The organism is Rhizobium sp. 16-488-2b, from assembly GCF_017741815.1.
GTDB lineage: Bacteria > Pseudomonadota > Alphaproteobacteria > Rhizobiales > Rhizobiaceae > Rhizobium.
On sequence record NZ_JAGHMF010000039.1, the window covers coordinates 1 to 22,284 of the forward strand.

The following is a 22,284-nucleotide window of genomic DNA, read 5'->3' on the forward strand; positions in this document are numbered from 1 at the left end:
GCGCCGAGACGCGGGGTAGAAACGCATTGGCACTCCGCCCGGAAGGACCGAAATGGGCGGATGAGCAGTCGATCAAGCGGGTTTTTCAACGAAATCGGCCCATTGCGGACATCCAAACATCTCCTCGGCAATCACCAGTCCGACGTGCTCCTAGCCATCGAACTTAATTTGCAATTACCGTCGAGGCTGGATCGGGGTTCACTGATGTCGTCGGCAGAGGCAAAAACCGCTTTGCCACCACGTGGGCTATCAGAACGCGTCCCGTCAGCAAGACCGAACTGCCCCAGGAACGTCAGTGAGCTATAGTAACGCGATGCTGGCGCATCGCGAGGAAGATTCTCTTCGGATGAAGCTCTAAGGAACCCCCAAATCGGACGTCCATCCGGATCGAGCACGTCTCGCGATTTTGTGGTCGTGCCGCGCTCGAACAGTTGCTTGCCAAGCGGAGTATGCTCGACGAGTTCACCAATAGAACAGGCGTAATCCAGCTTGTTGGTAGTCGTAACGAAGCGGTAGAACCCCACGCCAAACCCAAAGAAGTAGGTTGCGCCGTCACTCGAGCGGAACACAGCCATTCCAGTGTTATATGGCTTCTGCTCGACTTTAATCCGAAGTGGGCGGTGTTCGCTCAAAAGTCTGGTAGGTTGAGAAATAATTAGTCCCTCATCCATCCCCAGCCCCCATCGGACTTGATAAGTGACCGTATAGTCCGTCTCAGGAAGTGCAACGGTCGACGAGCTGGTCGTCAGCGCACTGAGAGCCCAGTAAAGCGCTATGAAGATGACTAGCATTCCTATGACGGAGAGCATTATGCGACGCATGACATCTCGCGAACTTTTTGCCATTGCAGCTAAAGATAGAGCCTCATGGGCTTGATGCAATGTCCACTTCTGGCGCACTCCTGCCATCGAGGCCGCCGCGGCGGCTCGCAGAACCGCCTGCGGCGGTTGGTCGATATGGGAGGAAAACGCCGCTTACGAAGAAGGCGTCGTTGAAGGATTCGAACGATGCGCGCTACGCCCGCACGCTCTCCTCTTTCGCATATTCAGCCTTCGACGCCGCACTGGCGTCCGCCTGCTTGCGCCGCGGTGTTGGCCTCCGGCGGATCAATCCCGCCTAAACCTCGATCATTGGTCGCGTGAAGTTCTCTCGCCGCTACGGCATAAACGTCCACGAGGCCGCATCCGTTACCATCGCCCGACGGGCGATGGGCTGCTCCGAGAGGCTACCCCGCTCCAACGATGGCACCGTTACGGTGCCGCCGAACGGCTCTGTCCATGTCACCCTCGACCTACCCGTGAGGAATGGTTCGAGGCATGTATGGACGGAGTGGAACGGACTGAACAGGGAGTGCCACAAGAAGGCGCTTGCAGCGCAGAGATCGTCGGGGCGAAAGCCTCGACCCGGAAGGCGACCCAAGACGTCGACCGGGCGGAACAGAGCACCGCTTCATAGTCTTTCGGCAGAGGCGGGACGTTCCTACCGGATGCCGCTTCAGTCGCGCGATCCAGGGACTGATCGCGCGCAAGGAAGAGTTTCCTGAACTATCAGTCGTCGCCGTGGCTGAGGCACGCGTGTCAACCATTCGTGACGAATACCCGCAAAATGAGCCAGTCCAACTCCTAACTGAAAACAGAATAAAACCCCGCCAAAAAATGACGGGGTTTGTCAGAGGTCAGAAGTCCGCAGCGCAAAGCCGAGGGACGCAGTTAGACCGGAATCGGCTCGGCAACGAGAGCTTCGTTAAATTTGTTGACGAAGTCATGCTCCTTGGAGCCAGGATTGTCGCGGAGCATCTGGATCGCATCCACGTAAATTTCCTCTTGGTCTGTCGCGAGTTTGGCCATTGTTTCTTTGATAAAGGCGTCGAGCGGCATTGCTCGCGGATCGCCACTCTTCTTGATCAAGTCGGTGTCGACCCACGGCGGAGCGATCTCCTGCACTTTCACCGACGTTTCCCGGAGCGTGAATCGCTGCGACATCGAGTAGGAATGAAGCGCGGCCTTCGTCGCCGAGTACACAGCATTGTAAGCCAGTGGCACGAACGCGAGTACCGAGGTGTTGTTTATAACGACGGCTGAGGGCTGCGCCTTCAGATGCTCGATCAATGCCGAGGTCATGCGGATCGGGCCGAGGAAGTTCGTCGTGACGACGTTCTGCATGGATCGTTCGTCCATCGGGCCAGATGCGTCGTCGAAGGGCATGATCCCGGCGTTATTGACCAGAACGTTGAGCGCTGGGAAATCGGCAACGATCTTCTTTGTCACCGTTTCGATACTCTGCGGGTCGGTGATGTCCATCTCGTAGGCGGCCATGCCGGGGTGTGCTTTGATGGTCTCGTCGAGATTCGCCTTGCGGCGTCCCGAGATGATAACTTGGTTCCCGAGCTTGTGGAACGCCTCGGCAAGGCCGCGCCCAATCCCCGAACCGCCACCGGTGATGAATATCGTGTTGCCGGTCATTTTCATTGTCATTCTCCTTGGTTAGGTTTTTCAGAGGAAGAGCCGCACTGAGCGGCCCCGTTTATTGGGCGGGCGACGTGCTGGAGACCGCAGTTCTCGTGGCGAAACCGCAAAGGAGTATCAGGCCGACAGCCTCGGCTAAGGCGGCGGCGAGACCGAGGTCGCCTACTTGGCCCCGAGAGACGACAACCGCGCCTACCGCGCTGCCAAGAGCGAAGCCGGCGTACATCGACGACGTGTTGAGAGACAGCACGATCGAGGCGGAGGCTTGGCCGCCAGTCTGGATCAGGTGAGACATTTGGGCTGGGAAGAACCCGAATACTGTTACGCCCCAAACTGCGACGGAAATCACGATCGGGATCACAGCCTGGCTCGGAGACAGGAAAAAGGCGGTGAACGAAAGCACCAGGAACGCGCCGATCAGAATGACCAGACTACCTACCATCACGACTTTGGCACCCAGCTTGTCGCTAAGCACTCCCCCCGTGAAAATGCCGATGGCCGCGCCTACACCCCACAGGCAGACGATAAAGCTGATGCCATCCGGGCCAAAGTTCGCGACGGACTGGAGGTACGGTGCGATGTAAGTCCATACGGTGTAGGCGCCGATCGCCCAGAACAGCGTTATGGCAAGGCCGATCAGGATCGGCGGGCGTTTCGCGACGGCGACCCTGGCAGCGAGACCTGGCACGGATATCCCGGCCCCGGCCGACCTGTCGAGGCCTACAACAAGACCGACAACAGCTATCATTGCGAGGATGCCTACGCCCAGGAATGTCACGCGCCATCCGAGCGCATTACCCACCAACGATCCGATGGGCAGTCCCAGCGCAATCGCGATAGTCATCCCGCCGTTCACGATGGCCAGCGCCCGGCCTCGCTTTTCCGGCGCGACCAAGACGCTGATCAGCGCGTTTGCGTTTGGAGTGTATAGACCTGCCGCGATAGCCAACAATATACGGGCCGCGAAAATGCCCCAGTAGCCACTCGACTGCCACGCCACGAGGTTGGCCAAGGCGAAGAAAGCCATCGTCGAAATCAACAGTTGACGCCTATCCACTCTTCCGAAGAGCGTCGTCAGTATCGGCGAACTGAACGCGAGGGTGAGCGTGAACACAGTGACCAGCGTTCCGAGCGTCGCGACAGACAGCTGCAGATCCATGGCCATACTGGGGAGAAGGGGGACAATCATGAACCCCTCCGTACCGATCGCGAATGTACCGAGCGCCATGACCCAGGCTGGGGCGAGGGATTGATTTCGAACTTCTACAGCCATCGATCGACGTCTCCAATGATCTATTGCCTTTTAATCCGACTGGTCGTATTATTCCGTCAATGCAGTTTATTTTTGCCTTGCCGCTCCGAAACGGCCTTGAAACTGGTTCGGCTCGTTCATAATCAAGTGCTGCAGGAGATTGCGATCGTGACAACTATTAGACAGAAGCTCGTTGACGCCGCCCAAGAGCGGTTCAATGCGTTGGGCTACAGCGGTTGCGGAGTACAGGAAATCGCCGACTACGCAGGTGTCCCAAAAAGCAATTTCTACAACTACTTCAAGAGCAAAGAGCGGCTGGCCCTCGAAGTTCTCGAAGGATATGTCGCATCGTCCAGACGAGAAATATTGTCTGATCCGATCCTGTCTCCCTTGGCACGGATCAAGGCCCATTTCGAATTCTTCATTTCGAGATACGAGAAGAACGGATTCGATAGAGGCTGCCTTATCGGCAACCTTGCCGTAGAGAGTTCGGATAACGTGCCCCTCCTCCGGACAGCGCTTAGAGAGGCACTGACATCGTGGACGCACTTGCTCGCAGAGGTCATCGAAGAGGGGCAAGCGCGCGACGAGATCAAACCCGGATTGGACCCGGTGGAGATGGCGCGATTCCTGATCAATAGCTGGGAGGGGGCAGTTTTGCGCATGAAGCTCACGCGGGACCGCCGGCCTCTGGACGACTTCATGTCAATTGCAATGGGGCTTCTTAACGAGCGAAGTGCGCTTTCGACGTGATTCACTTAGATTTATCGCTAGTCATGAACGGCAAAGCACTTGTGGGTCACCGATGTCCACCCGGAGACGCAATGATTGGCCTAGCCTTGCCCGGCACAATTTTCATAGGTCTCGGCCGAAGCAACCGCAGCGATATCTGCCACCACTGAAAGTGCTAGCGACGATGCATCCCGTGCCTTGTCGAATATGCCGATGGGTGCTTTGATTCTTGAGATCTCTGCGTCGGTAAATCCCAAGTTCAGGAGGCTTCGACGACGCCTGTCATGCGTGCGACGGCTTCCAAGCGCGCCGATGTAGAATGCTGGCGATCTCAGTGCGGCTTCCAACGCGGGAAGCTCGGCATCCAAGTCGTGGTCCAGCAGGGCTACTGCGGTGAACATGTCCAGCGGCAAATCTGCGACAGTTTGCCCAAAGGATTTTCCAGCCAGTTGGACCTCGTATCCGGCTGCCCGAGCCACCAGGGCAACGGCGTCGGCTTCCAGCCGGTTGCCCGAGACCACGATCTTGGTGGGAGGGCGGTATGACCTCATGAATCCCACCGGAAGCCACTCAGTCTTCTCTGCGGAAGCCTCCACGAGAGTTTCCGCCTCCGGTCTGTACAGGAGCGCCGCGACCTGTCGCGCTGCCAAGAGATCCAAGACCCGATCGATTGGCTTGATATCCTTGAGGATATGGATGGAAAGCCGTATGCCGCCCCCGCACGGCAAGACGATGTCGAAGAACGGGGAGCCTTCGCCGAGAAGGAGGAAACGGTCGTGACCAACCTTGAGCGCCTCGACCGCCTCTGCTGCGACGGCCGCCTCGGTGCAACCTCCAGAAACGAAACCGCAGTACAGCCCGTCAATCCGAACGCTCATCTGGGCGCCGAGCGGTCGGGCAGCCCCTCCCCGTATATCCACCAGCGTTACCAGGGCTACAGGGATGCCCGCCGCGAAGGAGTCCCGTGCATGGCGCAATATATCGAATGGACTATCGGTCACGAACTGGACACGGGGTCTTTCCTGTTCGGCTATCTGATACTGAGCGTTCATCGATACGGCCTCGTTGAAAGAAACTGCGCAATTGGCCCGCGCGTGAATTCCGCGCGGGCATTCTTGATTTCATCTGCAATCAGCGCGCTTCGGAAACCTGCTTGGCTGTGACGGTTCCCTTGCGCCCGCTGAAGTGCTCAACGACGTAGTTCGACAAGGCGGCGATGTCCTCATCCGTGTAGATCTTCGAGAAAGACGGCATAGTTTTTCCTGGAGCCGCCTCATGATCGGACGACCCTTGCAGGACGACCCTCACCACGTTGCTAGCGATCGGATCGCTAAGGGCATGACCGCCAACGATCGCGGCTCGCTCATTGAACTGCCCTTCCCCGTTCCATCCATGACAGCTCGCGCAAGCGCCGGCGTAAATCTGCTTGCCGATTTGAGTGGTTGAGGAGGTAGGCGTCGACGTAGCCATAAGCTCTCCGTCTTCGCGCCGCACTGCTTTGAGATCAGGGTCTCCCGAGACCGCGGGCACCGTACGGAGGTATGTGACAATGGCATCGATGTCGGATTTGGGCAGCTTGCTCAGGCTGAGATCGATAGCTTCGCGCATCGGGCCTGCGGCAACACCATGATCCTTGGCGTGCCCTGCCGACAGCATTTCTGCGATCTGCTCGTCGCTCCAGCTTCCAAGGCCGAATTCCTTGTCTGAAGTGATGTTCCAGGCCTTCCAACCGTCGACGTCGCCACCGGAAAGGGCGACACTCTGCTTTCTTTGAAACATCAGTCCGCGCGGCGTATGACACTCGCCGCAGTGAGCAAGCGCTTCAACGAGATATGCTCCATTGTTCCACATCTTGTCCTTGCTTGGATCCTCTTCGAACTGGCCCCGCGGAAGAAATAGAAGCTTCCACCCGCGCATCAGAGGTCTCTGATTGAACGGAAACGCCAATGCGTTTTCCGGTGCGGGTTCGGCTACTGGGGTCAGCGTTGTCAGGTAAGCTTTGATCGCAAGAACATCGTCTGTCGAAAGAAGCGCGTATGAGGTGTAGGGGAAAGCCGGATATAGATCTTCACCGTGCTTGCCGACGCCGGAGCGCATAGCCCTAACGAATTCGGCGTCACTCCAATCTCCGATCCCCACCGCCTTGTCGGGCGTGATGTTGGGAGAATAGATTGTCCCGAAGGGAAGCTTGAAAGCCAATCCCCCAGCAAAAGGCTTGCCGCCTTTCGTGGTGTGACATGCTGCGCAGTCGGCCGCTATCGTCAGATATTCTCCGCGAGCGATGAGTTCCGCCCCCGTTGGCTGGGCCTTACTCGCCTGCACATTCGGAAGCGCGTGAGGCCAAAAGAAAAAGAAGACCGCTCCCAGGAGGGATGCAACCAAGATAGAACAGATCCCGATAATGTATTTCCGCCAGCGTGCCATAGGTCTGTATTCCTTCTCGATCCCGTCTCTGCAGACGCGTCACTCGTGTCAAAAAATCTGTCACGCGAACAATCCCGGTGACCGACCAAGAGCCGCTTCGACGTTTGAATTGCAAAGGGACCAAATTTCAGAGCTGTGAGATTGCACAATCCTGCACTCTCATCATTGAAGGCGCTTTGTTTCTGCCTTCCGGCCCCAACGGCGGATTGATGCAAAAAATGGCGATCCCTGCTCGGTCTGGGAGGGGGGCCAGGAGCAGGGATCGCAAGGTCGTAGCCATGGCGGATGGACTACGACTAGAAGGCGACGGAGACACCTTCGAGGAGAGGCGGCCGATGGGAGGAGGAGGTCGACCATGTTTCCTCGCCTGTATTTATAAAGCCTCAAGCTCCGGCTATTTTCTTGCAAGATTCAATTTCCGAACGACGCGTTTTTGTACCATCCGGTCCTGCTTTGCTTGAAAACGTCGGATTCGAGGTCGTCGTTTCCCAAACCTTTTGTTTTTCGACCAGGTCTTCGATGCCTCAGCGCCTACCATCCTTGGTACGAGCCTTCGAGGAAAGCACCGGCTGTGAAGCCGATGCTGGTGGCGCGCGCTAATTCGACAATTCGAACACAACGTTTTCGCTAAAATGGACGGGCGACGCGGATGAGTGCATCTCAATACCAAAAACCATAGTCGCTTACCGACGCACTGTTCTAGGAGACGATTTAATGAAGATCACCTACCATGTGGGCCAGCATGACGGCGGATACGCCTATCGCCTGGACAACGTCTGGTCGGAACCATTCGCCACCCACCAGCAGGCCCTCAACGCTGCCAAGGGCGCGGCTCAGCGCCAGCACCTAGAGGGTCGCGACGCAGAGATCAGCTATCAAACCGCAGACGGCACCTGGCGGAGCGAACACGCTCTTGGCGGCGACAGGCCGGAGACTGCGGTAGTTGATGACACTTGAGCCTGATCACTGCGAAAAGCCCGTCGAGTTTTGCTCAAAGGGCTTTCGAAACTTGTTCGGCTATCCGGATTTTGATGTGGAAACGCACTTCGCTGGCGCATCCCCACGTTGAACTGTCAAAATTCGGACTGCTTCGTCCGGCCTCGCCGGCGCCGCGCGGAACACAAGTCCCGGCCGGCGGCGTCGACGAAGGCGGACGACCGCATGCCCGAGAGACGCGAACGTCCCGTGGACATCGGAATCACGACTGCCTTTCGGCACGTCGGGATGCGGGCGGCGGTAGCCAATCTTCGCCGCTTTGATTGTCCGATGGACGTCCGCCCAGCTCCCGGCATCGACGGGGAGCGGCAAATCCTTCCGTAGGCTTGCCACCGTCCCTTCACCGAAGGCCGGCAAGACGTCCTTTGTTCCAGCCAGTCGCGCTATGCCGCGTCTGGCGATCTCTGCTGCCGACGCGCAGGTGTCGGGTGCCTCGAAGGCAAGGTTTCCGATGGTGGAGGAATATCCTCCCCAGACCTCGAGCACTTCGATGCCGGCAAGTCGCGCGCGACGCTGAAGCATCGCTACGAAGATCGTCCTTGCCCAGTAGTTCAGGAGGCGATTGAGAGAGCGGTTCCTTCCGCTCGATCTCAACTTCCCCAATCCCCTCTCCACGGTGATGACGCTGCAGCGGGGCTTGCGTGCTAGACCGATGGCGCGGTCGACAACGGCAGCCAGTGTCTCGCGCGTCAGTTCCGGCGACGAATCCTTCGGCAGATCTAGCTTGACGAGGCAATGCTCCAGTAGCGTCGAACCTTCGAGCGCCGAAGGATTCGATGTTTTCTCAACCGCTGCAAGGCCGATCCAGTTAGGATTCAAGTCGATGCCAAGCGCTCGACCCTTCACAAGTCGCACTGGTATCCGTCGCTGTGGATGCTGGGGAAGGTCGTTAGCGTCCACCGTCACATGGAGCCTGCTGTCGTCGATGCGGAAGGTCAGGTTAATCTTCTTTTGAGCCGCAAGCGCTGCCGCTTGACGCAGTACCTTGCCAGCATTGCCGAGCATCTCTGGTAGCTCGAGGACGATCTTCCGGCCATACATGCCGACGACACAAGACCGCCCGTCAGGCCTGAGGCGGAAATGCCTGTTGCCCAGAAAGAGCTTGTCGCCGCGAGAACAAAGCGGCCGCAGCCGCATGGTTGTCCAGAGATCTCTGTCGATCAGGCCTTTGCGGCGGCGCTCGAATCCTGCTCGTGTTCCGAAAATCATCTTGCCATCCGGACGAGCCTTACGCAGGTCCATTCCTTCGAGCGTAGCGCAGTGAAGGATCCAGGCGTCCACGACCCCACCGGCGAACCGGCTCTTTACCAGGTCGCGCAAATCTTTCTGTTTTCTCGAAACGCCGTTTCCGTCTTTTGCATTCACGTATGCCGTACGAACCGCCGCGCTAAAGACACGACGCATCTCCCGCAGGAATGCGGCGTCCGTGTGGGAGCATCGGTATGGAATGGAGATGGTTTGCAAGGCGGGAACATCATTGTTTCGATGTTCCAATGGTCCAGTCGAATCCTTGGCGGCGTCAACCGCCGGCGGAAATCAGGAGGCAACTAAAAGGAGAACTCGCAGCCGGCCGAAGCGGAGACGGTCATGCGCCAATCCACACCGAAATCCGGATAGCTACTTGTTCTTAAGGTGCCACCGCGCTCAATTTGAAAACGCCGCTACACCGGCTTTGGCGACCGCTTCGTCCTGATCCTTGTTTCCTCCACTGACGCCGATGGCGCCCACGACCTTGCCGTCAACCTTCAGCGGAATGCCTCCTTGCATTACGACGTAACCCGACGACAGAAGTGCTGCACGGCCGCCGTTCGCCGCGTTTTCCAGATTGCTCGTGCTCTGCCAGAATGCAGCAGCGGCTTCCGCTTTGCCTTGGGCGATTTTGGCGCTAGCCGGGAAAGCTCCGTCCATCCGTTCAGCGGCGACGATGGCCCCAGACGTGTCGACGACGAAGACGCTCGAGGGTGGCCCCTTCTGCGCTTCCACGACAGCTGCGGAAATGACCTTTCGCGCGGCGGCGGTATCGAGATCGTTCGCCGCCTTAACGGATTGCGCGTGAGCCTGCGTCGACAAGGCCAGAGCCAAGCTAACAGATATCGCGAGAATGGCACCTTCTGCTCGCGGCTTGAAAAGCGCGACTGCGCTGAAGTTGCCCACGTATCTTTGCATCGAAATCTCCATGTTTGAAGTAAGGCGTAGGTCGCCTCACAGCATCCCAAATTAACTCTTCCGGATGGAGACGATTGTAACTTTGGGTCACAACCCGTTGAGACGCGACGAGGGTGAGTAGGCGTCAGCAGCTTTCTGGCGAATTGGCCGGCTAGGCGCCCAGGGTCCCCGCATGTAGCGAGTTCTCTTCCTCATCGCCCGCCAACGGCAAAACAATCTCAAAGATCGCGCCGCCTTCTTCATGATTATGGGCTGTCAGCGAACCGCCGTGTGCTTCCACGATCGTTTTGCAAATCGCGAGGCCCATGCCCATGCCGTCATTTTTGGTCGTGAAGAACGGGCTGAAGAGCTTTGCAAGGTTGTCCGGTTCGATGCCAGTACCGTTATCGCGCACTTCCAGTCTAATCAGATCCGATTCCGCAGCGTTCAGCGAGATGGTCAAGTCACGGTGTTCGGCCGGCATGCCGGCCATAGCGTGAAGGCCGTTCGTGATTAGGTTTGCGATGACCTGCTGCATCTCGACCCGGTCTGCCAAGACAACTGGATAATGGCTCGAGAAATCGGTCGTTACCTTTGTCGATGCGGAGATGAGTTCACGATCAAGCAGTCCGAGCACGTCTGTGACGATGCTCTTGAGATCAATTCGCTCAAGCCTTCTCCTTGTGCCTCTGACCTGCTCGCGGGTTCGCTGGATGATTTCGCTGGCCCGCATACTATGTTTGATGGCGCGCTCCGCCGCCGTCGAGGCAGCCTTGATGTCCGGCGGGTTCGACTGAAGCCAACGCATGCAGGCCTGCGCACTCATTACCACAGCGCCGATCGGCTGGTTCACCTCGTGAGCGATCGACGCAGAAATCGCGCCAACAGTTGCGACCCGGCCCACTCTCGCGAGCTCGCCCTGCGCTGCCATCAGCGCTTCCTTTGCCTGCTCCCGCTGGGTCACGTCAATCATCGCACACGCGACACGGTCGAAGGCGTCCTTGTCCTCAGGGAAAGCGATGACAAAGATCACGATGACTTCGTCGCCGGGGCTTCGACTGAGCCGCGCTTCCGTCTCGACTCGGTCTTTTCCCGAGCACATTCCGAGGATGATGGACTCGATCAGCCCACTATTCTGCGGAAGAAACCGGTCGATCGAACCGAGAACCTCCCGCTCGTTCTCTCTCCCCAGCAGTTGAACGGTGGCGTCATTTACGTCCACAAACTTAACAAGTTTAGAGCATTGGTCGACAAACTCCGGCACGCTGTCGAGATACGAACGCAGCTTTTCTGGTGGGAGAGTGCGAACTGTCTCAAGCCGTTTCCACAGGAGTGAAAGACTCACTTCGCAGAGCGAAACATGGTTTTGCGCAAAAATGGAGCGATATCTCGTCTCACTCTGGGCAAGCGCTCCCAGCGCCTTGCGCCTCGAGCTGGCGTCAAATGCGATTAGGCTCAAGCCGCCTGTGATCGCTAGATAGAAGCCGACCGCAACCAGTCCGCTGTACTGAGCAAGGGCCTGGGCGACCACCGGAGTCAACGCCCCTCCGATGATCCCGCCGATATTGAAGGCGACCGATGTGCCAGAATAGCGAACCCGAGTAGGAAAAAGGCCGGGCAGCCACGCACCGAGCGGTCCATTAACAAAGCCCATCACCCAGAGCGAGAAAGCGAGGTACAGGAATATGACCAGTAGCGACCCGCTTCCCAGCATGGGCGCGAGCACGACGCCGGAGATTATGGTGCCTGCGCAGCCGAAGATCAGGATGCGCTCTGGATCGATCCTGTCGGAGAGCCAGCTCGCGACCACGATCCCGGCCGCCATAAAGAGGATTGCGCCAAGCTCGACCATTAGGAACGACGACCGGGTGTACCCGAGCTCAGACGTGCCGTAGCCAAGAGCAAAGGCCGTGACGACGTAGTAGAGCGAGAAGCACGCCACGACGCCGAAGGCGCCGGAAATCACCTCGTCTAGGTGCAATCGAAATATGTCGAGTAGAGGCACCCGTGAAGGCTTCGACTTGCTTATCGCGGCGTGAAAGTCGCGCGTTTCAACGAGGTTGAAGCGAATCCAAATGCCCATCCAGACTAAAGGCGCGCTGAGAAGGAAGGGTACTCGCCAACCCCAATCGGAGAACTGCTCCGGGGAAAGCGTCAGTGTAAGAACCAGGAAAAGGCTGTTCGCCAAAACGAAGCCTATTGGCGCCCCGAGAGGGGCAAACATCGCGTAACGCGCTCGCCATCCCCTGGGGGCGTTCTCGAGCGCTATGAGAGCCGCGCCTGTCCATTCCCCGCCTAGGGCAAGTCCTTGACCGAACCTCAGCAAGCAAAGCAATGCTGGCGCGAGCCATCCTGCGACAGCGTAAGTTGGGAGAAGCCCTATCGCTGCCGTCGATATTCCCATGAGAAAAAGTGACGCTACAAGTGTGGCCTTGCGCCCGACCCGATCGCCGAAATGTCCGAACACTGCTCCACCAATTGGCCGAGCGATGAATGCTATCCCGAAGCTGGCGTAGGCCCCGATCAATTCCATCGATGAGACTGTTGCGGGAAAGAAGAGCGGTCCAAACACAAGGCTGGCTGCAGTGGCGTATATATAGAAATCGTAGAACTCGACCGAGGTCCCGACCAGGCTGGACATCAGGATCCGGAACGTCATTCCGCTTGGCATGGGTTCTTCGCCAGCATAGCGGATGTCGGGCTGAGCTCTGGCATTCATGGCAATGGATCCTGGGATATCGTCGAGAAGTTACGGCCCTCCCAAACCAAGGCAACCCTACAATAACAGCCTGCTTGCTGAACCTATCCTTAGAGCTAGGTCGAGCTTTACGCCTGCACGTAGTACTTAGTTTCGGAAGCCGGCCCCCCGCTCCGTTGCAACATCGATGGCAGCCGGCGACCTAATGGAGAATTTGAGGGCTTCGCCGATGTCGGCTCCAGCAAGTAATCGAGCGCATGACGCCATCGCGACCAATGCCGATACGCCTCTTGTTGTCGTCGTCGACGATGACGAGGGAATGCGGGACGGCGTCAGAGATGTCTTGCGTTCGGTCGGTATAGATTCCCTTGGGTTCTCGTCGACTGCGGAACTTTTAGCTGAGCCGCTGCCGGACCGTCCGGGTTGTCTTATCCTTGATGTGCGCCTGCCTGGACTAAGCGGACTTGACCTTCAGGCCAAGTTGAACGGCATGGGCAACAAACTGCCGATCGTCTTTATGACCGGATACGCAGACGTACCGATGAGCGTGCGCGCGATGAAGGCTGGGGCAACCGACTTCCTGACCAAGCCTTTCCGGGATCAGGAGATGCTTGATGCGGTCTCCGTTGCAATCGAGCGCGATCGCGCGCGCCGGCTCGAGTTGGGCGCCGCAAATGAGGCCATCGCGGCGGCGGCTTCTCTTACTCCGAGGGAGAGCGAGGTCATGGAAGCGGTGGCGAAAGGACTGCTTAACAAGCAGATTGCGCATCTTCTTACAATTTCGGAAGTTACTGTGAAAATCCATCGGGGAAATGTCATGCGGAAGATGAACGTGACGTCGCTCGCCGATCTTGTCCGCAAGGTCGAGATTCTCAAGTCTATCGCCTGAGCTCGTCACGCAGCTTCGCAGTTTGTCACCCTACCAGAAATGCCCCTGGATTCGCTGCTGACAGGTGAAGCGGTGGCCACTCATACAATCGTATTATTACAAATTTCCGCCAGTCCATCTAACTAGATGTCATATCCCGCATCTAGGGCAAAAGGAACAGCAAGTGTCTGGCGACAAAAAATCAGTAGCCATCGTTGACGACGATGAAGCGCTTCTTGAGGCCACATCCGGATTTCTCGAGTCCGTGGGCTACGAAGCCCTCCCGTTCAGTTCTGGGCGTTCCTTCCTGGCTTATGAAAACATCGACCTCGTCACGCTGCTGCTTACCGACATCAACATGCCAGGGATGACGGGCCTCGAGCTTCTGGATATTGTCAGAAAGCGCTGGCCAGACATGCCGATCATTATGATGACGGCGCTCAAGGATGAGATAATCAAGAGACGTGCTATCGCAGGTGGAGCACGTGAATTGCTTCAGAAGCCGATCTTGGCCGACGATCTTATCAGGTGTATCGAAGAGGTCTGAACCAGTCCGAACGGCGGCCGGCGAGATCCGCAACGACGCCGCGCTGGCATTCGGTGCCTCCATCATGGCGTCGGTAACTGTCGGGTCGGTCGCCCACTTCAATCATTCGTCACGTTGAGTTCGCTCACCGATACGGCCTGCACGTGCGGGATTCCGCTTCCATCACCATCTCCTGGTTCCAGCGATGGAAGCGGCAGAGTGCCAACGAGCGGCGGCTCTGTTCAAGCCGCCTTTGGCCTACTCATGAGAATGGCCACCCCTGTCGTAGCTGCCGCCTGCCGCTTCCAAGGCTTCAGGCGTGTCCACGTCTACTGAAGCGGCGCGACCAATCTCGACATCGATCACTGGTATTCCGCTAGCGGAGATGATGTGGCGCGCGCCTCTATCGCCGTCTAGCGTCAGCAGAGCCGGAAACAGAGATCTTGGTAAAACAACCGGGTTTCCAGGTGCGCCGAACGCCGTAGCTCGCACCACTGCTACACCTCCACTGCTCGCAAAGGCGTCCATCAGCGATGTCAAATGACCTTCAGTAACAAGGGGCATGTCCGCTAGGTGGATGAGCATGCCACGACAGTTTTCGGGTACAGCGTGCAGCGCTGCCCGTATCGATGACGACAGTCCGGAAGCGTAATCGCTGTTGTGCGCAAACTCCACGGGAAGTCCTGTGAGAGCATTTCGAACCTCCGCGGCCATATGCCCTGTTACGACAATCACCGAGCCCTGCCGAGTGGCAATCCCCTGTGTCGTCGAGAGGCGCACTAATGGCACCCCACCAAACTTGGAAAAGAGCTTGTTGAAATTGCCCATGCGCGTTGAACGTCCGGCCGCAAGTACCACAATCGCCACCCCGGATTGCATCTTGATCGTCCTTCTAGCTTGCCAAAGACGTGCAATATCTAAGCTACGCCGCATTTGCTTGAACGTTTCTGCCAAATCCTCATCCATCGGCGACATCGCCGCGACTAGGAGCAACGGCGTCCCGAAATCCCCTAAACTTAAAGGATTCCTTGACCGAGATCACGCTTTGGCCTGCTGAGTATAACCAGAAGGTATGGTGTCGGCACACGGTGGTCCGAACAGATTTCAGGCCTCAGTACAGGCAACATCTGCTCATTCGAAATTCAAATCACGGAGAGCACCGATGAACGCCAACGCCCCCATCACGGACCTCAAGATTGTCGCAGCAGGACCATTGGCAATCGTTTCGGAGATCGATTTGTCGACCGCCGTCCCTGGCGCTGCCCAGGCTCCGATCGCACTTCCGGACCTATCGTCGGAGGTTGTCCAGCGCGACCTCCTTCTCCCATGGCAGCGACGCAAGGTCATTCAATTCATTGAAGAGCATCTTACCGAGACGATCAAGATCGAGGATCTTGCGATCCTAGCGAAGCTAAGCAAGACCTATTTCTCCAGGGTTTTCAAGTCTGCGTACAACGAAAGCCCCTATAACTATGTTCTCCGCCGGCGCATGGAGCTGGCAAAGGCGCTCATCACGGAAACCGACGGCCCACTCAGTGAGATTGCTCTGGACTGCGGGATTTCCGACCAAGCTCACCTGTGCAAGACCTTTCGCAAGGTATTCGGTATGACACCCAACAATTGGCGTCGTCGTTCCCAGGTCGTACGAGCATCCGTTAAGCGCTTCCCATCGACAGTTCGCACGGAAATGGGAAGTACAGGCGTCAATTAAAGGTCGTTCGGCATGTTTCAGGCGAAGTGAGAAACTGACCCGAGGAAATTAAGAATTGCACCCTCGTTTCTTGGGGTGGGTGGCCGGGTTGATTTCAACGCATCCTGCATTGTCGCGGCTGGATGAGCTTGGTTGCGATGCCAAACGTTTATGGGTTCGTCTGTGGTCGCGACACGATCCGTCGATATTTGCGGATCTCGCGCTTCCTTCACAACACTTATCGACGTAGCCCATAATCCCTGCTCGGACGAAGTTCGGGGAACTGTCGTCCGAGCAACCACTGCGACTGGCGAGGTATGAGCTTCAACGGGCGTCGATCAAGCAACCTTTCGAAATCCCAGTAGGTGGAATCAATATCGGGAACAGTAACGAGCGGATCGACATCGACTATGCCATCGAGGGCGGCCAGAGCGTGCTCAGTTGCTAATGCGCATCTCACCTCAACCTGGCGAAACGTCGAAACTTCACGCGTCCTGCGGACGATGGACGCAAGAGGCTCGACGTCTGCGACGATGGAGGAGACTATCACACAATGGTCAAAGTGCGAGTTTCGGTCCTCAATGAAGCTCGCCCTGAGGTGAACCAACATCTCGCCTGCGGCACCGTCCTGCTCGTCAATGATTGGTGTTCCCAAGCCGCTGAGGTTCGGGTTGAATGTCTGATCCGGCCAGAAGCAGTTGACTGAAATTTTAAAGCGGTGATGCTCTAGCGATGCACAGACTGGCGCAGCGAACTCTTCAAAATCTGCCCCCATACCGACTACGAGCATGGTTTCGTCTAGCTCATGATCAATAATTATCTTGTCGGCCAAGACGATTGCTGCATCCTCGAACGCACCAACCACTTCGTCATAAGACGGTTGAACGACCAACTGTTTGAGACGTCGAATCTGATGCTCGTCCATTCAAAGCCACCTTAACAGGAACCAATCCAAGTCATGAAGTCGGGAAGCGTTTTCGGTAAGTCCTCTGACAGGTAAGCAAGCCATAAAGGCTCGATTGTCTGTGTTTCCAAAGTCATACCGAAGTTCTTCTCGAACCGATAAATCAATCTGTCTCCATTCACCGCAACTTCCAAACCCTCAAGTTTGCTTAGGTGCCGTGGAGGACGAAGGGTCCAGCAGGCTCGCAAAGCATTCTTCATTCGGATAGATGGCTATTGATAAAAGTTTAAGCGGCCTAAAAACGTCCCGTAAATGTCAAGGAGGTAGGTAGTATCGTCGCGAACAAACTGAAAGTTACAAATGTCTGTATCGATTTTTGAAATCCCGGCAAACCAAGGCGTCTACTACCGCCTTTTCATCGACGGCAATCTCTACAGTGAGAGTTTTCGAGACGAGCTGGAAATGAAGCAAAACTTTGCGAAAAACCGCAAACATTTAAAGGGGCACTCCTTGCCCAAGGCCACTATCAAGACTTCAGTAATTTCCCAGTTCGGTCTCCGCGATACCCATCGCGTGCTTGAGGCTGAAACCCCCGAGACCTTTCTCGTGACCGGCCCAGGCGGTATGGTATGGGATCACATCTTTGCGAGTAAGGCAAAGGCCCAAGATTTTGCCAACATCGAAGCAGGCAAGCACGACGGGACCTAGAGGACTGCACCTGTCGCTCTAAGTTTGGCCCATTCGATGTTGGACGGGTGACATGCATCGAGAAGGGCGCCTCGTCCATGGTCGTTCTCATATTTCCAAGCGTGGGTAGCTTCGATCATCATTGAAGCGAATTCGCGCAGGACCTCCTCCGTTGCGTTTTCGGCGATGATGCGCCCGTTATACGTCACGTGCGCGCGCAACCCCTCGTAGTCCCGCCGCTCGATGCAATGGCGCATTGCCTCGATCCTAGATTCAATCGCCAGTGTCATTCGTAAGCCCTCCATCTCGGTTTTATGTTCACTTAACCGGCGACTGAGTGCAATACGTCTAACTGAGCAACCCTACCCTTTGATGTGTCCGCAGGCCGCAAAGTGCTTAGTTGACGGTCGCGGCGTAAAGTATTGACGTCTAAGACGCCAGCAAGCGAGACGAAGCGCTCTTAGCGGCGGCAAACGCTACCTCCCCTGCGGCTCGCTGGGGAGGAGCTGGCGACATTGCGAGGCTGTCGCCGAGACGTCGTTAACCAAAAGCAGGACCACGCCGCTCTGACGTTCTCGGGCGTTAACGCCAAGCGTGCCGCCAGAGTAGTCGGCGCTTCATCTCGCTGCGATCGTCAACAGAGACATAAGCCTTCCAAGACTTTTCGGCGCGTAGGAACTTGACCGTGACCGGCCGACCGGCGTCGATGGCGCGCTGAATGGTGGCGTTGCCGTGCCGTTGAACGACGGGTTTGCAAAGTCGACGCCGTGAGACGGTGGAGCCAGCGAAGGTGAAAGTTCGATCGGCTATGTGCGCCAGAGCCTTCGGCAATCGGGGCTCCAAGTCGAGCCGACCGCCTAACGCTGACGAAGGCGCGCGAACTTATTGCCGCGTTCCTTAGACGAGTTCCCCTCGAGCGTCATCTGTGCCGACCGCGCGCTTACCGTTGCTTCGATCCGACTACTTGAAACGACCATCACGTCTCACTGCTCTTCGGTACGTGAATCGAACTCGCATCTGGCGCATTCCAGCCTCTCGACACGATATCGTCATACCCTGCACGGTAGCCCATCATCGCGTCCTGGATGACCTTCCCAATGTCGTTGAATCCAGCAATGAACTCGGGGTTGTTGACGACGGGGACATCCTCATCGACAAGCGACGCCATTCGTTCCAGACCTGCCAGATCCTGTTCAACGAAGACGGCCTTGCGCTTCTCGACCTCGTAGGGATGAACTCCGAGAGATTGAAGGGCCAGGCCTGCTGCTTGCAGCGATCCTTCGAACAGCTCTCGCACGATGTGGTCCGCTCCAGCCTCCAACAGTGCATAATGGTGAAGACGGTCGTAGGCCCGAGCAATTATACGGATGTTGGGATTGCTTCGTCGAGCATGATTGACGATTTCAGTCGCCCGATCCGGGTCGTCGATCGCCACGACGAGCAACGCGGCCCTGGAGATTCCGGCCGATTCTAGGAGGTCCGGACGACCAGCATCGCCAAAGAATGATTTAACGCCGAACTTCCGGACATTCTCGACGACGTCCGCTCTGTAGTCGAGGACGACAGGTCTGTAACCGTTGGCGAGCAGCATGCGGTTTACTATCTGTCCAAAGCGCCCTACCCCAGCTAGGATGATCGTCCCCTCTTCTGGTTCGTCGGAGATGTTGCCGCGTCTTCCGTGACTCTCGAGTGCCAACGTGATCCGGTCATACAGTTTGAAAAGCACCGGAGTCAGCACCATTCCAAAGGTGACGACCAAGACGCACACTGAGACCGTCTCCGACGATAGAATTCCGCGGTCTCCGCCTATAGACAACAAGACAAAGCCGAACTCTCCGGCTTGAGCTAGTCCAAGGGCGAAAAGCCAGCCAGCTGCCCCACGCAATCGGAAGAACCACGCTAGCGGGACTAGCACTGAAGCCTTGAGCACGATCAAGCCGAGAGTGGCGGCAACGACTGCAGGCCAGTTTGCTAAGAATATCGCCGGATCGATTCTTGCACCGATGGTCATGAAGAACAGACCGAGAAGCAACCCCTTGAAAGGCTCGATATCGTTCTGAAGCTCGTGCTTGAACTCACTATTGGCGAGCACGACACCTCCCAGGAAGGCCCCGAGCGCTGGCGAAAGCCCGACTGCGGACATGAGGACCGCAATCCCGACGACGACAAGCAGCGCGGCTGCGGTGAATACCTCCCTAAGGCCAAGGAGAGCAATTGTTCTAAAGATCGGCCGCGAGAGGTAATGGGCGGCTGCGACAACCAATCCGATGGCTCCAAGGGTAAGGATCGCCGACGCCCACCCAGGTAGGTTTTCCATGAGCGTGGATCCGTGTCCAGCCGACACGCCGTGTCCGCCCCCAGCAATTAGCGGAATGCACGCAAGCATGGGGATTACCGCGAGGTCTTGGAACAGGAGCACAGCGAAACTCGCCTGGCCCCCGTCAGATTTGATTAGGCCCTTCTCCTCGAGCGTCTGCAGTACGATCGCCGTGGAGGATAGAGCTGCCACGAAGCCGAACAAAAGGCCCTGCTGCCAGCTGAAACCTAGAACGATCGCCACAGCTACCGAGGCGCCGACCGTAGCAAGGACCTGCAGGCCTCCGAGACCTAGTAACTTTCCTTTCAGTCGCCAGACCATCTGAGGATCGATCTCGAGACCGATGAGGAATAGCATCATAACGATACCGAATTCGGAGAACTGCTCGAGGTAGTTTGAACCCGCGACCGCGACCTGGAAGACAGGGCCTACCAGGACCCCAGCGGCTATGTATCCCACAACCGACCCGAGCCCCACGCGCTGAGAGACAATGACGGCAATGACAGCCGCAGCGAGGTAGCACAGTGCATAAAATGCCAATCCGTCCAATTGTCAGATCCTTATCAAGTCGTTGAGATCGAAGCTGTTGAACGTCTGCAACTGACGCGCACTCACGAAATCGAAACGTTCGTCTCGCAGGGCCGCAAGAAGCTGTGGGAATGCCGCAATATGATGCTGTGCACTCACTTCAGCGAGGTGATTTGCTGAGTGGAGGACGAACGGTGGAAGACTTTCCATCCCACAGAGAACGGCGGTTTGCTCGAGCGGATATAGAAAATGCTCAATCTGCCGCCGGTTCCCGCCCTTCGTCGAATAGTCAGCCCGGCTCCCGCCGGTGGTGATGCATGGCATCACCAATTTTCCTGCAAGCCTCTTTCCTTCGGGGCCATATGCAAAGCCGTACTCGAGGACGAGGTCCTGCCACTGCTTTAGTAGTGCTGGCGTAGAATACCAAAAGACGGGAAACTGAAAGACGATGACGTCATGCTCCATGAGCCGACGTTGCTCACGATCGACGTCAATCGAGAAGCGCGGATATTCGGCGTATAGATCGACGAAGGTGATCCCGTCCAAATTGCGTGCACCAGACGCCATGGCGACATTGATGCTGGATTTCCGCTGCGCCGGATGCGCAAACAGAACTAAGACTCTCATCGCGTCCTCTTACCCTCAAATCGTTACGCTGACGGGCCGCCTGTTGCCGCCCTAGCGATTTCTGAGCCTCCGTTATTTCAGGGGAGCGCGATGGGTTATTGCAGGATCGTGCTTTCATCGATCGCTAGGGAGCGTTGGGAGGCTGATGTAGCCGCCCTCGATCCATTTCCGGATTTCCATCGCGTATTCGGCGGCCGCGTCCTCCCAGATCAAGTGCCCTCCTTCCAAGAGAACCTGCCGGCAGCGCGGAACGTGTTCCTCAAGCAGCTGCCCGTTGGCAGGCGGCACTAGAGCGTCGTGGCGGCCAGCAAGGACAAGAACGGGCGGCTCTATTTTTGGAAGCAATCGTTTGAGAAGCGGCAATTCATCTGAGTAGGCGCGGACGAAGTTAGTCGCGCGATCAAAGCGTCCCGCGGCCGACGAGTGCCAGTAATCCTCCATCACTGATGGCGGAACCGAAACTGTGGCCGACTGCGAGACAAAATCAACCGCAAGGTCGCCACCCTCCATGGATGCGAATTGTCCTGGGGGCGATGCAATGAGGTCGACCAAATAGCCGGCAGCCAACTCGACGCTTGTGGCTCCTCCGCCTACAACAAGGGCCTCGAACAGATCTGGCCGATCCGCCGCAGCAAATAGCATCGCGAGAGCTCCCACGTCAGGTCCTACGCCATGCATTTTCTTGATCCCGAGTTTCCAGGCAGCTCTCTCGATGAAACGAGCCATAGCCATCGGCGACATCAAGTCCGAACGTCCTTGCGACATTCCAAAGCCGGGCAGGTCAATGGCAACATAAGGTGCGACTGCACCAATGACAGATAGGACATTTCGAAATGCATATATGCTTTCAGGCCACGGGCTGGACAGGACGACAGGAATGCCGTCGGTCCTCCCGCCGGACGCGATGCGTACGTTGACGCCGTCAATCTCAATGTTCGAAATCTCTCCGATATCGGGAAGCGCGCTCGGCATATCACCATCTCCACTCTGTCGGGTGGAACACGAAATGCGCCCATTACCGAAGCCAATGCAGTAGTTTTACCGAAGCGATCGTAATCGGATTGTCCGATCGTGCGCTGCGGACCGCAACCGAGCACGACACTATCCTACAATATCTGATGGAGGCTGCGGTCCATATTCACCTCATACAGGGAAGGGTCCCTGGTGAGCTTGAGGTCAGCGAAGTGAGAAACGCACTTGGCGCATTTGGCGTGATCACGAACATCACACAGCCTCGCCACCCTGCAGACGCACAGCACTCCGACAACACGTATACGGCCCAACTCAAGGGTTCGGGGATCGCTAGCGACCGTGTCTGGCTCTGGAGCGACCGATATTCATGCGGCGAGACGCTGATCATATTCTCGGCTGGCCTTCGCCGAGACCTATAAATCGGCTCCAAGCGAAGGAGCCTATCGTCTGGGC

At 57.0% G+C, this 22,284-nt stretch carries 20 protein-coding genes; 6 read left to right on the forward strand and 14 right to left on the reverse strand.

Annotation, left to right across the window (positions count from 1 at the left end; genetic code table 11):
• Window positions 1-131: 131 nt before the first annotated feature.
• The 3 genes from J5286_RS29360 to J5286_RS29370 all read right to left on the reverse strand — a co-directional run bounded on the left by J5286_RS29360 (window position 132) and on the right by J5286_RS29370 (window position 3,738).
• Complete coding sequence (locus tag J5286_RS29360; protein WP_209193513.1) at window positions 132-908, reverse strand: hypothetical protein; 777 nt, start codon at window positions 906-908, stop codon at window positions 132-134.
• An 801-nt stretch (window positions 909-1,709) separates the two neighbouring features.
• Window positions 1,710-2,468 carry an SDR family oxidoreductase gene (locus J5286_RS29365; protein ID WP_209193514.1) on the reverse strand — a complete coding sequence of 253 codons (759 nt, stop codon included), beginning with the start codon at window positions 2,466-2,468 and terminating at the stop codon, window positions 1,710-1,712.
• Between the two features lie 55 nt (window positions 2,469-2,523).
• Complete coding sequence (locus J5286_RS29370; protein WP_209193515.1) at window positions 2,524-3,738, reverse strand: MFS transporter; 1,215 nt, start codon at window positions 3,736-3,738, stop codon at window positions 2,524-2,526.
• A 147-nt stretch (window positions 3,739-3,885) separates the two neighbouring features.
• Between J5286_RS29370 and J5286_RS29375 the strand changes: the two genes are divergently transcribed.
• The gene (locus J5286_RS29375; protein ID WP_348529303.1) at window positions 3,886-4,470 is read left to right on the forward strand and encodes a TetR/AcrR family transcriptional regulator; all 585 of its coding nucleotides are present in this window, start codon (window positions 3,886-3,888) and stop codon (window positions 4,468-4,470) included.
• 80 nt (window positions 4,471-4,550) lie between these two features.
• On the opposite strand, the gene J5286_RS29380 is transcribed toward J5286_RS29375, so the two are convergent.
• Both J5286_RS29380 and J5286_RS29385 read right to left on the reverse strand, forming a co-directional pair.
• Entirely contained in the window at window positions 4,551-5,501 is a 951-nt protein-coding gene (locus tag J5286_RS29380; protein WP_209193516.1) for an XdhC family protein, read from the reverse strand.
• A 79-nt stretch (window positions 5,502-5,580) separates the two neighbouring features.
• Window positions 5,581-6,873 (reverse strand): c-type cytochrome, encoded by a 1,293-nt coding sequence (locus J5286_RS29385; RefSeq protein ID WP_209193517.1) that lies wholly within the window; start codon window positions 6,871-6,873, stop codon window positions 5,581-5,583.
• A 714-nt stretch (window positions 6,874-7,587) separates the two neighbouring features.
• Between J5286_RS29385 and J5286_RS29390 the strand changes: the two genes are divergently transcribed.
• On the forward strand, window positions 7,588-7,830 hold the full coding sequence (locus J5286_RS29390) for a DUF2188 domain-containing protein (RefSeq protein ID WP_209193518.1): 243 nt from the start codon (window positions 7,588-7,590) through the stop codon (window positions 7,828-7,830).
• A 60-nt stretch (window positions 7,831-7,890) separates the two neighbouring features.
• Here J5286_RS29390 and J5286_RS29395 read toward each other — a convergent pair whose 3' ends face one another.
• From J5286_RS29395 to J5286_RS29405, 3 genes are all read right to left on the reverse strand, one after another.
• Window positions 7,891-9,333 (reverse strand): hypothetical protein, encoded by a 1,443-nt coding sequence (locus J5286_RS29395; protein WP_209215401.1) that lies wholly within the window; start codon window positions 9,331-9,333, stop codon window positions 7,891-7,893.
• 180 nt (window positions 9,334-9,513) lie between these two features.
• Window positions 9,514-10,023: a GlcG/HbpS family heme-binding protein gene (locus tag J5286_RS29400; RefSeq protein ID WP_209193520.1), complete on the reverse strand. Its 510-nt coding sequence runs from the start codon at window positions 10,021-10,023 to the stop codon at window positions 9,514-9,516.
• 163 nt (window positions 10,024-10,186) lie between these two features.
• Window positions 10,187-12,733, reverse strand: coding sequence for an MFS transporter (locus tag J5286_RS29405; RefSeq protein ID WP_245206658.1), 2,547 nt, complete (start codon window positions 12,731-12,733; stop codon window positions 10,187-10,189).
• Between the two features lie 208 nt (window positions 12,734-12,941).
• Here J5286_RS29405 and J5286_RS29410 point away from each other — a divergent pair, with 208 nt between their 5' ends.
• Window positions 12,942-13,601, forward strand: a complete 660-nt coding sequence (locus J5286_RS29410) for a response regulator transcription factor (protein ID WP_209193570.1) — start codon at window positions 12,942-12,944, stop codon at window positions 13,599-13,601.
• Between the two features lie 163 nt (window positions 13,602-13,764).
• Window positions 13,765-14,127 (forward strand): response regulator, encoded by a 363-nt coding sequence (locus J5286_RS29415; RefSeq protein WP_209193521.1) that lies wholly within the window; start codon window positions 13,765-13,767, stop codon window positions 14,125-14,127.
• 237 nt (window positions 14,128-14,364) lie between these two features.
• Here J5286_RS29415 and J5286_RS29420 read toward each other — a convergent pair whose 3' ends face one another.
• Window positions 14,365-15,072 carry a nucleotidyltransferase family protein gene (locus J5286_RS29420; protein ID WP_245206659.1) on the reverse strand — a complete coding sequence of 236 codons (708 nt, stop codon included), beginning with the start codon at window positions 15,070-15,072 and terminating at the stop codon, window positions 14,365-14,367.
• Window positions 15,073-15,268: 196 nt separating this feature from the next.
• On the opposite strand from J5286_RS29420, the gene J5286_RS29425 reads away from it, so the two are divergent.
• Complete coding sequence (locus J5286_RS29425; protein ID WP_209193522.1) at window positions 15,269-15,817, forward strand: helix-turn-helix domain-containing protein; 549 nt, start codon at window positions 15,269-15,271, stop codon at window positions 15,815-15,817.
• Between the two features lie 217 nt (window positions 15,818-16,034).
• Here J5286_RS29425 and J5286_RS29430 read toward each other — a convergent pair whose 3' ends face one another.
• Window positions 16,035-16,721 (reverse strand): hypothetical protein, encoded by a 687-nt coding sequence (locus J5286_RS29430; protein WP_209193523.1) that lies wholly within the window; start codon window positions 16,719-16,721, stop codon window positions 16,035-16,037.
• A gap of 339 nt (window positions 16,722-17,060) precedes the next feature.
• On the opposite strand from J5286_RS29430, the gene J5286_RS29435 reads away from it, so the two are divergent.
• Entirely contained in the window at window positions 17,061-17,408 is a 348-nt protein-coding gene (locus J5286_RS29435; RefSeq protein ID WP_209193524.1) for a hypothetical protein, read from the forward strand.
• On the opposite strand, the gene J5286_RS29440 is transcribed toward J5286_RS29435, so the two are convergent.
• From J5286_RS29440 to J5286_RS29455, 4 genes are all read right to left on the reverse strand, one after another.
• Window positions 17,405-17,677, reverse strand: a complete 273-nt coding sequence (locus J5286_RS29440; protein ID WP_209193525.1) for a hypothetical protein — start codon at window positions 17,675-17,677, stop codon at window positions 17,405-17,407. The two genes, J5286_RS29435 and J5286_RS29440, sit on opposite strands and share 4 nt — an antisense overlap.
• Before the next feature lie 686 nt (window positions 17,678-18,363).
• Window positions 18,364-20,253 carry a cation:proton antiporter domain-containing protein gene (locus J5286_RS29445; protein ID WP_209193526.1) on the reverse strand — a complete coding sequence of 630 codons (1,890 nt, stop codon included), beginning with the start codon at window positions 20,251-20,253 and terminating at the stop codon, window positions 18,364-18,366.
• 3 nt (window positions 20,254-20,256) lie between these two features.
• A complete protein-coding gene (locus J5286_RS29450; RefSeq protein WP_209193527.1) occupies window positions 20,257-20,859 on the reverse strand; it encodes an NAD(P)H-dependent oxidoreductase in 603 nt (200 codons plus the stop codon).
• A gap of 114 nt (window positions 20,860-20,973) precedes the next feature.
• Window positions 20,974-21,831 (reverse strand): alpha/beta fold hydrolase, encoded by an 858-nt coding sequence (locus tag J5286_RS29455; protein WP_209193528.1) that lies wholly within the window; start codon window positions 21,829-21,831, stop codon window positions 20,974-20,976.
• Window positions 21,832-22,284 lie beyond the last annotated feature (453 nt).